At 35.5% G+C, this 12,859-nt stretch carries 14 protein-coding genes; 3 read left to right on the top strand and 11 right to left on the bottom strand.

Features of this window, described 5'->3' with window-relative positions:
- Window positions 1-20: 20 nt before the first annotated feature.
- From proC to Q4500_RS04620, 8 genes are all read right to left on the bottom strand, one after another.
- Window positions 21-815 (bottom strand): pyrroline-5-carboxylate reductase, encoded by a 795-nt coding sequence (proC, locus tag Q4500_RS04655; protein WP_299322289.1) that lies wholly within the window; start codon window positions 813-815, stop codon window positions 21-23.
- Window positions 816-863: 48 nt separating this feature from the next.
- The gene (gene argC / locus Q4500_RS04650) at window positions 864-1,838 is read right to left on the bottom strand and encodes an N-acetyl-gamma-glutamyl-phosphate reductase (protein ID WP_303598567.1); all 975 of its coding nucleotides are present in this window, start codon (window positions 1,836-1,838) and stop codon (window positions 864-866) included.
- A 108-nt stretch (window positions 1,839-1,946) separates the two neighbouring features.
- Window positions 1,947-3,134 carry an argininosuccinate synthase gene (locus tag Q4500_RS04645; protein WP_303598566.1) on the bottom strand — a complete coding sequence of 396 codons (1,188 nt, stop codon included), beginning with the start codon at window positions 3,132-3,134 and terminating at the stop codon, window positions 1,947-1,949.
- A 135-nt stretch (window positions 3,135-3,269) separates the two neighbouring features.
- Window positions 3,270-3,884, bottom strand: a complete 615-nt coding sequence (locus Q4500_RS04640) for a GNAT family N-acetyltransferase (RefSeq protein WP_303598565.1) — start codon at window positions 3,882-3,884, stop codon at window positions 3,270-3,272.
- A 236-nt stretch (window positions 3,885-4,120) separates the two neighbouring features.
- Complete coding sequence (locus tag Q4500_RS04635; RefSeq protein WP_368389724.1) at window positions 4,121-5,440, bottom strand: mannosyltransferase; 1,320 nt, start codon at window positions 5,438-5,440, stop codon at window positions 4,121-4,123.
- A gap of 78 nt (window positions 5,441-5,518) precedes the next feature.
- Window positions 5,519-6,301 carry an agmatinase gene (speB, locus tag Q4500_RS04630; protein ID WP_303598563.1) on the bottom strand — a complete coding sequence of 261 codons (783 nt, stop codon included), beginning with the start codon at window positions 6,299-6,301 and terminating at the stop codon, window positions 5,519-5,521.
- 27 nt (window positions 6,302-6,328) lie between these two features.
- The gene (locus tag Q4500_RS04625; protein WP_303598562.1) at window positions 6,329-6,706 is read right to left on the bottom strand and encodes an ester cyclase; all 378 of its coding nucleotides are present in this window, start codon (window positions 6,704-6,706) and stop codon (window positions 6,329-6,331) included.
- Between the two features lie 10 nt (window positions 6,707-6,716).
- Window positions 6,717-7,262 carry a hypothetical protein gene (locus Q4500_RS04620; RefSeq protein WP_303598561.1) on the bottom strand — a complete coding sequence of 182 codons (546 nt, stop codon included), beginning with the start codon at window positions 7,260-7,262 and terminating at the stop codon, window positions 6,717-6,719.
- Between the two features lie 273 nt (window positions 7,263-7,535).
- Here Q4500_RS04620 and Q4500_RS04615 point away from each other — a divergent pair, with 273 nt between their 5' ends.
- The 3 genes from Q4500_RS04615 to Q4500_RS04605 all read left to right on the top strand — a co-directional run bounded on the left by Q4500_RS04615 (window position 7,536) and on the right by Q4500_RS04605 (window position 10,584).
- Window positions 7,536-9,338, top strand: coding sequence for a DUF885 family protein (locus tag Q4500_RS04615; protein WP_303598560.1), 1,803 nt, complete (start codon window positions 7,536-7,538; stop codon window positions 9,336-9,338).
- 79 nt (window positions 9,339-9,417) lie between these two features.
- Window positions 9,418-10,089, top strand: a complete 672-nt coding sequence (locus tag Q4500_RS04610; protein WP_303598559.1) for a class I SAM-dependent methyltransferase — start codon at window positions 9,418-9,420, stop codon at window positions 10,087-10,089.
- A gap of 78 nt (window positions 10,090-10,167) precedes the next feature.
- Complete coding sequence (locus Q4500_RS04605) at window positions 10,168-10,584, top strand: hypothetical protein (protein ID WP_303598558.1); 417 nt, start codon at window positions 10,168-10,170, stop codon at window positions 10,582-10,584.
- A gap of 92 nt (window positions 10,585-10,676) precedes the next feature.
- On the opposite strand, the gene Q4500_RS04600 is transcribed toward Q4500_RS04605, so the two are convergent.
- The 3 genes from Q4500_RS04600 to Q4500_RS04590 all read right to left on the bottom strand — a co-directional run bounded on the left by Q4500_RS04600 (window position 10,677) and on the right by Q4500_RS04590 (window position 12,560).
- Window positions 10,677-10,823: a hypothetical protein gene (locus tag Q4500_RS04600; RefSeq protein WP_303598557.1), complete on the bottom strand. Its 147-nt coding sequence runs from the start codon at window positions 10,821-10,823 to the stop codon at window positions 10,677-10,679.
- A gap of 77 nt (window positions 10,824-10,900) precedes the next feature.
- Window positions 10,901-11,515, bottom strand: a complete 615-nt coding sequence (locus Q4500_RS04595) for a hypothetical protein (protein ID WP_303598556.1) — start codon at window positions 11,513-11,515, stop codon at window positions 10,901-10,903.
- Window positions 11,505-12,560 carry a YHYH protein gene (locus Q4500_RS04590; protein ID WP_303598555.1) on the bottom strand — a complete coding sequence of 352 codons (1,056 nt, stop codon included), beginning with the start codon at window positions 12,558-12,560 and terminating at the stop codon, window positions 11,505-11,507. The genes Q4500_RS04595 and Q4500_RS04590 overlap by 11 nt, the downstream gene beginning before the upstream one ends.
- Between the last annotated feature and the right edge of the window lie 299 nt (window positions 12,561-12,859).

The raw sequence follows: 12,859 nt of genomic DNA, 5'->3' as shown, positions 1-12,859 counted from the left end.
TAATAGTGAATTGGTTTGTATTACTTCGTCTTAAATTCAGTAATCTTATCGTAAGAGGCGATAATGCCGCGTATTAAAGAAGAGCTTAAACCTTGGTGCTCCATTTCATTTAGACCGGTTATGGTACAGCCCATTGGTGTAGTTACGCGATCTATTTCTTCTTCAGGGTGATTGCCAGAATCTATTAATAAGCTTGCAGCACCATTACAAGTATGCATGGCTAGTTCTTGAGCCTCTTTGGCATCAAAACCTAATTGTATGGCACCTTGCGTGGTTGCACGAATTAGACGCATCCAAAAAGCTACACCGCTTGCGCAAATAACTGTTGCAGCTTGCATTTGACTTTCAGGTATTTCCATAGAATGTCCCATTCTGTTGAAAATTGCCTTTGTGAGATCTATACGTTTTTTCCCTTTTTCATTACTACAAATACAGGTCATAGATTTACCAACTGAGATTGCTGTATTTGGCATACTTCTAACAATGTAATTATCCTTACCTATAACTGCCTCTATTTTTTCGATTCCGAAACCGGTTATCGTAGATATAATCACATGATTTTCGGTCAATAAATCTTTTACACTTTCTAAGATTGCAGCAAAATGAACGGGTTGTACCGCAAATATTAGAATGTCTGAATTTTGTACCGCCAAACGATTATCGTTTGTAACGGTAACCTTGTCAAATTTTTCAAAATCAGCAATAGATTTGATGTCTCTTTTAGTAAGGTACATGCTAGTGGCACCATTACTTTTTAGAATTCCGTTTGCTATAGAAAGTCCTAAATTACCTGCACCTATAATCGCTATTTTCATGTTTTATATTTTTCTTGTACCAATTGCATAGTACTTTTTACATTGTTTCTAAAAGACACCTGCTTTTAGGTTCAAGCCTAAATTTTCTTCTAATCCAAAAATTAAATTCATATTCTGAACCGCTTGCCCAGATGCACCTTTTAAAAGGTTGTCAATTGCTGATGTAATCAATAAAATATCATCGTGTTTATGTAAATGAATATGACATTGATTGGTGTTTACCACCTGTTTCAGGTTGATAGGTTCATCAGAAATTTGGGTAAACATGGCGTCTTTATAAAACTCTTGATAGATTTTTTTGGCATCTTCTAACCTGCCTTCAAATTTGGTATAAGAAGTCGCTAAAATTCCACGAGTGAAATTCCCTCTATTGGGCATGAAAAATAAGTTGCCCGTATTCTTTTGAAGTGAATGCAAACTTTCGTTAATTTCACCTAAATGTTGATGGGTAAAAGGCTTGTACCAGCTTACATTATTATTTCTCCATGAAAAGTGAGAAGTTGCAGACGGACTAACACCTGCTCCTGTACTGCCAGTTACGGCATTTATATGTACTTCATTTTCCAGTAGATTTGCTTTTGCTAATGGCAGCAACGCTAGTTGAATAGCAGTGGCAAAACAACCAGGGTTGGCGATGTATTTTGCGTTCTCTATGTTGCTTTTGTTCAATTCAGGTAATCCGTATACAAAGTGCTTTCCTTCAAAATCAGCATCGGCATCAAGTCTGAAATCATTACTTAAATCGATGATAATAGTATCAGTAGAAAAGCTATGTTCCTTTAAAAAAGCCGTAGAGTTACCATGCCCTAAACATAGAAAAACAACATTCACATCTAAATTTACATCACCTGTAAATTTAAGGTCTGTAGTACCTAGTAAATCTGGGTGTGCCGTAGTTACCTTTTTACCTGCTCTAGTAGTACTGAAAACAAAATCTATTTCCGTTGCCGGATGGTTCAATAGAATTCGAATAAGTTCCCCACCTGTATAACCAGAACCGCCAATAATACCTGCTTTAATCATAATTTTATTTTATGTAATTAGTACGAAGTACTTGATTAACACTTTTAATCTTTTTACTTAATACTTTGTACTCATTACTTAATACTATTTTTCCCTAACTCCTAACTCCTAATTATCCCCATTAACATGGTTATATATTTTACCAGAATTTGATAGAATTTTTATAAAGCCTTTAGCATCATCTGCAGTCCAACCTTTATTGACTTCACCGTATTTACCGAAAGCATCTGTCATTAAATCATGTTTAGATGAAATACCGTGTAATCTAAACTGAAAAGGATATAAGCCAACAAAAACATCTCCTGAAACCGTTTTTTGGGTGTCGGTCAAGAAAGTTTCTATATTTCTCATTACAGGATCTAGGTAGTTACCTTCATGCAATAACATACCGTAGAAATTACCTTGTTGTTCTTTTTGATATTGTTGCCACTTTGTAAGCGTATGCTTCTCTAATAAGTGGTGTGCTTTTATAATAATTAATGAGGCAGGAGCTTCAAAACCAACTCTTCCCTTAGTGCCTATAATAGTATCGCCTACATGAATATCTCTACCAATAGCATATTTTGAGGCTAACGCTTCTAACTTTTCAATATTAGCAACGGGAGTATCTTTTATTCCATCAATAGCAATTAGCTCTCCTTTTGCGAAAGTCAGTTTTACGTCCGCAGGGTTCTTTTCTTGTAACTGGCTAGGGTATGCATTATCTGGCAAGGCCTTATCAGAAGTCAAGGTTTCTTCGCCGCCAACTGAAGTTCCCCAAAGTCCTCTGTTGATAGAGTATTTTGCTTTTTCCCAAGGGTAATCTACTCCGTTTTCTTTTAGGTATGTAATCTCTTCTTCTCTTGCTAATTTATTATCTCTAATAGGAGTGATGATTTCGATTTCTGGTGCAATGATTTGAAAAATCATATCGAAACGAACTTGGTCGTTACCAGCGCCTGTACTACCGTGAGCAATATAACCAGCACCTACTTTTTTAGCGTAGTTTACAATCTCAATAGCCTGTACAATACGTTCTGCACTAACAGAAAGTGGGTAGGTATTATTTTTTAGTACATTACCAAAAATAAGGTACTTCACTACTTTGTCATAAAAGGTCTGTACGGCATCGATTGATGTATATGATGTTGCACCTAATTCAATCGCTTTTTTCTCGATTTCTTTTATTTCATCCGAAGAAAATCCGCCAGTATTTACACTTACTGCATGAACTTCAAACCCTTTGTCTTTTGATAAATGTTTAGCGCAATAAGATGTGTCTAATCCGCCGCTGTATGCTAGTACTAATTTTTTCATTGTAATATGTTCAAATCCGGTGATGCCGGGTAATTATTGTTTTGTTTGATAGTGTTTAGAAAAGAGATGTTAGAAAAAAGGTTGAAAACCTTCAGCATTCAGCTCATATTTTTATTATTCTATATTCTATACTTGTTACTTCTTTTTGAGAAACAAACTCTCTTTAATACTTTTTAATCTTGTAAAAGCCTTGCCGTTCATTTCTTTTGACTCTTCGGTTTTTTTCTTAGTCGTACCATCATAGAGCATACCTGTGCATAAGCACATTTTCTGTTCTGTTCTCGTAAGAATATCGAAGTTTTTGCAGGTTTGGCAACCTTTCCAGAATTCTGGGTCATCTGTAAGTTCAGAGAATGTTACAGGTTTATAACCAAGGTCATTATTGATTTTCATAACTGCTAAACCAGTAGTGATTCCAAATATTTTAGCATCTGGAAATTTCTCTCTACTAAGGTCAAAAATCTTAGCTTTTATTCTCTTGGCAAGTCCCTGACCTCTGTAGTCTGGGTGCACTATTAGTCCGGAGTTGGCAACAAATTTCTCGTGTCCCCAAACTTCAATGTAACAGAAGCCAGCAAATTTCTCTCCGTCCAAAGCTAAAATAGCATTGCCGTTAGAAAGTTTTCTCTGGATGTATTCTGGAGTACGTTTCGCAATACCCGTACCGCGAACTTTAGCAGAATCGGCTATAGTATCGCAAATATCCTGAGCGTATTTAAAATGTGATTCGTTAGCAACAATTAAGTTCATTGCCAGTTAGATTTAAAAGTGTAAAAAAAGTTTTGATTTGTTGTGCGGAAATGGACTCACCTAATTCCATAATTATATCTTACCCTTACGGGCGGCGACGGCGAGATGTGAACGGACGCGCAAGAGCAACTGTGCTCACGGTACTATTTAGAAAGTAGTTTATTTCGTTCATTACGGGGTAAATGTACAAATTATATTTATTTGACATCACACATAGTATAATTTTTACAAAAACTTCATTTTTTGTTATTATGTGCAATAATTTCATAAATAATGAAGCTGTACACTGAAATATACTCAATGGCAAGAAGCCAGAGGTTTTCTTTAAAATCTGCCTGAGAATAAGCGAAGTAGCTCAGTACAATAGCGGCAGACCAAATGATAGTGTATCTATACGTGGTAAAAATAGAAAGTAATACCAGAAAAATGGCGTACCAAGGGTGCACCGTTGTAGACATAAAGTAGTAGATAGTCAATACCCACATCATTGACCAGAGTACCCTGTTTAGATCATATTTTTTTGGTAAAAATGTAAATAGCCCTACGGTGGCTATGGTAAGTAACGGGGTGATTTTGCCATATTCTTTAATAAACTCCCACGGTTTTGCTTCAAAATGTATGGCAGTTTTTTTAGCGATATTATAGATGCTAGCATTGAATTCAAAATTAGAGAACCAAAGTTTCAGGGTTTTAGAATAGTTGTCTATAAATTCTGGAGTATCAAATGGTAGAAAAAGAACAATAGAGGTTATGCCGATGATAGCATAGAAAATGATGCTTTTTTTCCATCCTAAGTACTTAAAGAAAAGTGGTAAAAATAATAGGGGTACGAGTTTTATTGAAATAGAACAAGCTATAACTATACCTGCAGTTTTCCATTTATCTATTGATAAAAGAAACATAGCTAGAATAAAGAAAAATAGCATAACACCTTCGAAATGAAGGTTGCCGGTAAGCTCTACAATTACAAGCGGATTTAAAAAATACCAGAATATTAAATGCGGAGATCTGTTCAAGTTTTTCAGCAGCTTTCTGCCAAAATAAAAAATACCAATATCGGCCAATATAATTATAGCCCTCATAACTACTAACGAGCCGAACATACTTTTGCCGCCGATAAGCGCTGCAAGGGCAAATAGAAGCTGATTTAAAGGTGGGTAATTACTATAATGGCGTGCACTTAAACTACCCATACCTTCATAAAGAGTATTGGCATTTGGTATCATAGATACCATGTTTTTCATTAACTGATCTGGTGTGTGTAAATAGGGGTTGGCACCGCTAGATACCAAGTGACCATCCCAAATAAAACGATAAAAATCTTGAGATAGATTAGGTTCTATACAAAGAAAAATAAGCCTAAAAATTACGCCTATACCCAGTAGAAATCTAAAGTTGAGCTTTTCGAACTGTATAAGTTTAAAACAGAAAAAGAAAAGTGCAACAAAGAGTGTAAGCAGCTTTATGAAATCTGTTCTCTGCAAGTGATATGCAAAGGTGTAATAGAATACAAAACTCAATACCGCCAATATCAAGGAAACCTTATGGAGTTTCAAAAAATTTTTAAAGGAAAACGGCATTAGGGGTTTGGGTTTAGTAACAGGTCAATTTAATGGTTTTTATTGAAATATGTTTTAACGTTCCATCATTTTACCAATAAGTTCTTTCATCATTTTTGCAGCCAAATAAGCAGTCATGTCGTGAAAATCGCGATCAGGGTTATATTCTACAATATCAGCACCTACTATTTCGGTATCAATGCTATGAATTAAATCTAAAACTTGACGAGATGAGAGTCCGCCTGGCTCGTGATGAGAAACCCCTGGAGCAAAGGCAGGGTCAAAGCCATCCATGTCTAAGCTTATATACAACGGGTTTTTAAATTTAGGAATGTTATTTAGGTCAAGGTTTCGCATTTCATGAACGTCTACATTGTACTTTTTTGCCTGTGCAGCCTGATGCGGATTCAAAGTTCTTATACCAATTTGAACCAGTTTTACTGCAAAACCGTTTTCCATAATGCGTGCAAAGGGGCATGCGTGAGAATACGGGTCGCCTTCATAGTCATGGTACAGATCTGCATGGGCATCAATATGTAGGATATCTAGCTTTGGGTAGTGCTCATGAAAGGCTTTTATTATAGGGAAGGTAACCGAATGATCACCGCCTAATGAAAGTAGTTTAGCGCCAGATTCAATATTCTTTCTGGTAATGTCTGTAATATCAAAATACTCATTTATGGTAAAATCACCTTTATCGGTTATGGCATCATTTTCTATGGATACCCCAAATTCGGTACATAGATTCATAGAATCGCTGTACAGTGCTTTTCTGATTAAGTTAGGAGCTTTCGCCGGACCTTGTTGAAAAGAGGACTTGGCGTCCCAGTTTATACCTTGAATATTTATGTTTTGCATGAGTGTTGCTGTTAGTTGATATTAAAATTAATACATGGTATTAGGGTTCTCAGACTTTTCGGGTATTTGCTGAATAGAATCCCAGTGTTCGCAAATTTTACCGTTGTCATCAAACCTAAAAAAATCCATAGTAATATATTGGTCGTTACCAGGCCATGTTTGGTGCGTGTGTAAGGCGACTAGGTCACCTTCTGCAATACTGCGCACAAATTCAATAGATTTCTGTGGGTATTCTTTTTGCATACGTTCAAAGTAATCGATGAAGCCTTGTGTGCCGTTCGCTACTGCTGGGTTGTGCTGAATATATTCGTTACCTACATATTTCTCTATAGCCAGTTTTGGTTGCCCTAAATAAGCTGTTTTGTAAAAAGCAATGGCATTTTTTTTATTTTTCTGTAAGTCCATAATTTGAAATTTAGTCCTTTGAGATTTCAGTAATCGGAAGTTTTAATTTTTTATACTCATTAGGTAAGTCAACAAAAGCCTCATTAGTAAAGCTAAATGTACTGCCTCCATCAAAAATCCAATAATTACCTTCTAATTTACCGTTTTCGCTAGTGGTATGCTCTCTTGGTACATTATTAATTGAATATTGATTTTTCTCTTTGTCATACCAAATACCCAAGGCGCGTAAATCATTTTCGTCAGTATAATTAAAAGAAATACGTGGTGCTATAGTCCCTTCGTTATTTTCAATCGTCACATCTTTGTTGGTAAAGTTTTCTAGTTCTTTAGCCCATGGTAGTTTGTTTTCTTTCCAATTTACTAATTGCTCCCATTGTGCCAAGGTAAGAGCAGTGTCTTTTTCAGTTTGTATGATGGTAAAAAGATGTTCTTGAACAATCTCTATTTTATGGTCTTTTGGGTAAACGGTTACCGTGTTTTTGTCTGCTGCAATTTTACTCTCTTCTATACCAAAGAATGATGCTAAGAGAAAGAATATTATTTTTATTTGTTCCATTGATAAGACTATAGTATTGTAAATTTTATGCTTTTATAAGTATCTTAAGTTAGTGAAAATATGTTTTTATAGTTTAAAGAGGTAATTCTAGATTGTTAGTTTAAACAATCTAGAAAAATAGTTGAATTCTTTGATGTAAAAAAACCTTAAGCGTTAATCATAAAAGAAGAATGTATATAATCAAAATCAGTATCTTTAATTCTTCCACGACTGCTGATCAGTTATAAACTATAATGGCAGAATTATAACAAACTAAATCCAAATTCAATTATCATGAAAAAAATTATTTCTACGAGCATTGCAACAAGCTTTTCCATAGCTTTTCTGCTACTTTCTTCTTGTAAAGAAGAACCAAAGGTTGAGGTAGACCAAACTGTGGCCTTGAACAAATGGTTCGATGATAAGTACGAAGAGAAGTTACAAATGAGTCCGTTAGGGTTGACCGCTCAAGGTCGAAAAGACCAATATGATAAAATTGATGATTTAAGTAAGGCAGCTGAAGAGAAAGAGTTGGCGTGGTATACAGAAACTACCAACGAATTAAAAGAGAAATTCGATTACGATAAGCTAAACGATGCCGATAAAACGTCTTACGATTTATGGGTTTATCAATACGAAACATTAAAAGAAGGTGCCACTTTTGAGAATTTAGATTACGTTTTTGATCAAATGCGCGGTATGCATACACGTTTACCAAGTTATTTGATCAATTTTCATAAGGTCGATAGTCTGTCAGATATGAACGCTTATATCTCTAGAGTAAAAGAGGCATCTAGAGGTATTGATCAATTGGTGGAAAGAGCAAAAGATCAAGCTGCGGCAGGTAATCTTCCTCCTAAATTTGCATTTACCACGGTTATCGCTCAAACCAAATCATTAAGCGATGGTACACCGCTATTAAATGATATGTCTGGTAAAATCGATGCGCTGGTTGCATCCGAAAAAATAACAGCAGAGGAAGCTGCTTCATTGAAAGAGCAATCAGAGCAGGTACTTAGGGAATATTTTAAACCTTCTTATGAAAAGCTTTTAGCTTGGCTAGAAACTGAAATATATAACGCCGAAGAAACCCCAACGGGAGTAAGCCGCCATGAGAACGGAAAAGACTTTTATAACTATAGACTAAAAGTGTTCACAACAACCGGAATGACTGCAGACGAAATTCATGATATAGGGCTCGCCGAGGTAGCAAGAATAAAGGGAGAGATGATGGCGATTAAAGAAAAGGTAGGCTTTGATGGCGATTTAAATGCTTTTTTCAAGTTTGTAAATACAGACCCACAATTCTTTTTCCCGAATACAGACGAAGGTAGACAGGGGTATTTAGATGAGTCGACAAAGTACTTAGATGATTTAACGAAAAAGTTACCAGACTACTTTGGTATTTTGCCAAAAGCAAAGTTGCAGGTAAAAAGGGTAGAGGCTTTTCGTGAGCAAGATGGTGCGCCACAGCATTATTCTGCAGGTACGCCAGATGGATCTAGAAAAGGCACGTATTATGTGCATTTATCTGATATGAATGCGATGCCGAAAACTACGATGGAAGGTGTTGCGTATCATGAAGGTAACCCAGGGCACCACATGCAAATTTCTATAGCACAAGAGTTAGAGGCGGTACCTAAGTTTAGAACTCAGGCAGGTTTTAGTGTCTACAGCGAAGGTTGGGGTCTATACTCAGAAGCATTGGCGAAAGAAATGGGCGGATATCAGAATCCATATTACGATTTTGGTCGTTTGGTAAATGAAATTTGGAGGGCTATTCGTTTGGTAGTAGATACAGGTTTACATGCCAAAGGATGGACAGAAGCCGATGCAATCAAATATTTTATCGAGAATTCTTCTATCTCTCAAGGTGCTATTGTAGCAGAGGTTCAGCGTTATATGGTAATGCCAGGGCAAGCAACCTCTTATAAAATAGGAATGCTTAAAATTCAAGAATTGCGTAGAATGGCGGAGACCGAGTTAGGCGATAAATTTGATATTAAGGGCTTTCATGATACTATTCTTGGTGGCGGTGCTTTACCTTTAAATTTATTAGAGCGCAGGGTAAAAGCTTGGATAGCAACCCAGAAATAATTAGAATTCATCTATTTTAAAGTATATTAACACGCCATAAACGAATGTTTATGGCGTGTTTTTTTTAATAGGAGTCCCGGTGGATAAAAAAGATAATAAATCAATACGTAATAAAAAACCATGGCCTACCAAAGATGCCATGCAGCAGGTCTATGAGAAGAAACTGTGGGGTAGTGGTACTGCAGATTTTTACTCTGGTGAAGGTTCTCATAAACCAGAAATTGTAAAACCTTATATCGATACATTAATTGCTTTTTTAACGTCCTTTGAAAACCCTATTTCAGTATGTGATTTAGGATGCGGAGATTTTAATGTAGGTAAAGAATTAGTGCGGTACACAAAGAACTATATAGCTGTAGATATTGTTCCAGAACTGATGGAACGAAACAGAGAAAAATACATAGTAACGAATTTAGAATTTCAATGTTTAGATATCGCTAAAGACACATTGCCTAAAACAGATTGTGCTATTCTTCGTCAAGTCTTACAGCATATCTCTAATGATGAGGTAAAGCAGGTTGCGGCTAAGCTTGTTAATTACAAGTATGTAATAGTAACAGAACATCTTCCTAATAAAGATTTTACACCTAATGTAGATATTATCTCAGGTCAAGGTACTCGTTTAAAAAAGCAAAGTGGTATCAATCTTTTGTTGGCACCATTTAATTTGAAAGTTGTAGAGCAACGCGAACTTTTAAAAGTCGTAGATGAACATGGTATTATTGTAACTGTATTATATAAGATGTATTGATTTGTCAATCCTGATAAATGTCATAGTATTAATCTACGTTGTTATCTAGCTTTGGTGATATCATAAAAACAAACGTAGATGAGCAAAGTAGAGATAAATCAAGGAGAGATAAAAGTAAAATTTAATGAACCAACTTCTGGTAAATTGTCTTTTGAACAATTAGGTATTTCTAGTGAGGGAGCCTCTTTGGAAGGCGGATTACTTCGTGTGGTTTTTGATTTAGAAGGTATTGGTGAGCATGATTATTATCAAGTGCCAACTTTAGAGTTGTTTTACGAAGAAAATATGTCAGAAACACATTGGGTGTGTGAATTTAACGGAAAAACCATTCTTGATAAATTAGACCATTACGGTCATTCAACCATTTTATTATTGAACAGAAAGGTGTTGAGTGAGTTAGAGCAACATCATGAAAATGTATTGATAGTTCATGCAGAATTTCCGCAACCGGCTAAATTGAATTTGAAAGAATCTTCAATTCGTCTATTCAAATAAAGAAGTTTATATTTTTAAAAAGGGTAGCGAAAGGTTTGTTGGTTTTATAGTGGTAGTTCAACGCAAGCAGACCCGTTAGATTGTTGTTTAGTTCATAGGTCATTTTCGCTATCCTTTTTTTTTACAGTTTCTTGTTTCATATATCCAAGAGCCCAAACAAGAATTCCGGTCCAAAAAAACAGTTGATTATATTGGGTAATTTCAGGTATGGGATCCTCTCCAAAGACTCTCATTTCCATAAATTGAAATATAAGACCGATTATAACGATTACTAAAACGATATAAACTGCTGTATTCGGTTTTTTCTTACGATATTTTATTTTCTGGAAACAAAAAGTAGAAAACCACCAATTATTAAAGTAATCAGAAAGGGTAAATACTTTAAGGGTGTATCATCTCTTTTGCCTATTGGCACTTCCCATTTTCCTTCTTTTAATGTAAGGTTTAGTTCGTGTTGATTATCGCGCTGTAAAGTGAATTTATCTTTAGGAAATCCATCTAATAAAAAGATAACAACAGTTTGACTATTGTGTAGGCCTTTGAATATTTTATTTTTCAGATGAATGGATTTAATATCTTTTGGAATACCTATAATTTCGGTAACTATCTTGGTTTCATGACCTAAAAACACTTTAGAGTTCTTGAACCTAAGTGTGTCATTGTTGTTAAGAATAAGAGAGAATCTAGACTTAAAAAGTTGAAGGACTAAATCTTGAAATTCTTCGGGAGATTTATAAGCACCTTCTCCATTAACATAATTTACCTCTTGTTGAAAAGCTGTCAATGAACTGTTTAGTTGTAAAACAATTTGTCCATTTTCAGTTTTAGAAATAATGATATTATAAAAATCAGGACTATGGGCTAATGCACTAGTACTTACCCATAGCAAACTGAAAAATATAATTTTTAAAGTAGTGTTTTTACAAAGCATATTCACCACGTAAGCCATCAATAAAATTATTGTTACCGGCATTATCTACATGATAATGATATCCTCTAATTTCATCATAATGACCACGAGAGTCATCTAGGTCAGTATAGGCTTTACCTTCTGCATCAGTATTTCCGAAAATGCCATATCCATCAAAAGCATAACCGATCATAGCAGCATGGTTGTCTGACTGCTCAATTTTTTTAGAAACACCAGTAGCAGCATGGTAGTGATATCCTTCGTTTAAATTTATATGTCCGCCAGCATCATCAAAAGGAGCTAAGGTATACGCACCTAAAATAGCATCTACGGGAGCGGGAGCGTTAAAAATAACACCATTAAATGCCAAACCTCTATTAGAAGGCATTGTAGAATTCCCATTTGGTCCACCATGACCTTCTGGTCCGCCATTTGGTGGTGCTCCTGGTCTTTCATGTCCATCATCTGGTCCGCCACCAGGTCCGTTTGAAAAGGCATATGGTTTAGCCGCTTTTTTAGGAGTAATAGGTATGTAATAGGTGTGCGTAATATCACCTATATAAGATGGTAGGCATTCCACACAAAAATTCTCATATTCTTCGCCAACATTAGGGTTGGCAGCATCTTCACATTCTTGCTTAGAACTCGTTTTGGTAATTTCGCCAGTTTCGCTATTGTACATCATCCACGTATCGTCATCATAAAATGTACTAAGGTTTTTTACAAATTCGCCATCTACATCATAGACTTTACCACCTTCTAACCAGATACCACCAGCAGAAGCATCATCAGAAATATTACCGGGGCACCATGGTCCCATTTCGTGATCGGTAGGGGTTGAGGTCACAACTATTTTATAACAGTCTGCGGTTGAACCATCAGAGAGTTCTCTGCTAACAATAGAAATCGGTTCGACCAATCCGCCAGATAAAAAATTCTCTTTCTTTACCAAAATAGTTACTTCAGTATCTGCTGTAGTATTGGTATTTGATTTTTTGTCTTTGCACCCTGTGAAAATGAATAGTAATACAGGTATCGCTAAAATTTTAAGATGATGTTTTATCATAACTCCCTTCTCGTGGTTAGTACTATAAAGTTAAGAACTTTGAATGTTTTGGCGTTTATTGTATCAACTTATCTGTCGGAAAAGAGCCTGATTTATATTATTACTAGTGAATAGCACTTCAAATTTTATAATAATCTAAATCAGACATTTTTTAATATTCTATTATAAGAAAGGCTTTTTAATTTGTTGAACTAGTTTAGTTCTATTGTAGGCTTCCCTAAAAATGTAGGCTTCCCTAAAAATAGGACAGTTCATAATTCGAATTTACTAACTTTAAATTCAAACTGTCACGATGAAAA

It is taken from the genome of Maribacter sp. 1_MG-2023, from assembly GCF_030547005.1.
Lineage (GTDB): Bacteria > Bacteroidota > Bacteroidia > Flavobacteriales > Flavobacteriaceae > Maribacter.
Note: the sequence above shows the minus strand (reverse complement) of the source record. Positions and strands in the feature narration are given on the sequence as shown.

Excerpts from the sequence above, each read along its gene's own strand:
- proC (WP_299322289.1), bottom strand. The coding sequence starts at position 815 with ATGAAAATAGCGATTATAGGTGCAGGTAATTTAGGACTTTCTATAGCA.
- argC (WP_303598567.1), bottom strand. The coding sequence starts at position 1,838 with ATGATTAAAGCAGGTATTATTGGCGGTTCTGGTTATACAGGTGGGGAA.
- Q4500_RS04645 (WP_303598566.1), bottom strand. The coding sequence starts at position 3,134 with ATGAAAAAATTAGTACTAGCATACAGCGGCGGATTAGACACATCTTAT.
- Q4500_RS04640 (WP_303598565.1), bottom strand. The coding sequence starts at position 3,884 with ATGAACTTAATTGTTGCTAACGAATCACATTTTAAATACGCTCAGGAT.
- speB (WP_303598563.1), bottom strand. The coding sequence starts at position 6,301 with ATGCAAAACATAAATATTCAAGGTATAAACTGGGACGCCAAGTCCTCT.
- Q4500_RS04625 (WP_303598562.1), bottom strand. The coding sequence starts at position 6,706 with ATGGACTTACAGAAAAATAAAAAAAATGCCATTGCTTTTTACAAAACA.
- Q4500_RS04620 (WP_303598561.1), bottom strand. The coding sequence starts at position 7,262 with ATGGAACAAATAAAAATAATATTCTTTCTCTTAGCATCATTCTTTGGT.
- Q4500_RS04615 (WP_303598560.1), top strand. The coding sequence starts at position 7,536 with ATGAAAAAAATTATTTCTACGAGCATTGCAACAAGCTTTTCCATAGCT.
- Q4500_RS04605 (WP_303598558.1), top strand. The coding sequence starts at position 10,168 with ATGAGCAAAGTAGAGATAAATCAAGGAGAGATAAAAGTAAAATTTAAT.
- Q4500_RS04600 (WP_303598557.1), bottom strand. The coding sequence starts at position 10,823 with ATGGAAATGAGAGTCTTTGGAGAGGATCCCATACCTGAAATTACCCAA.
- Q4500_RS04595 (WP_303598556.1), bottom strand. The coding sequence starts at position 11,515 with ATGCTTTGTAAAAACACTACTTTAAAAATTATATTTTTCAGTTTGCTA.
- Q4500_RS04590 (WP_303598555.1), bottom strand. The coding sequence starts at position 12,560 with ATGATAAAACATCATCTTAAAATTTTAGCGATACCTGTATTACTATTC.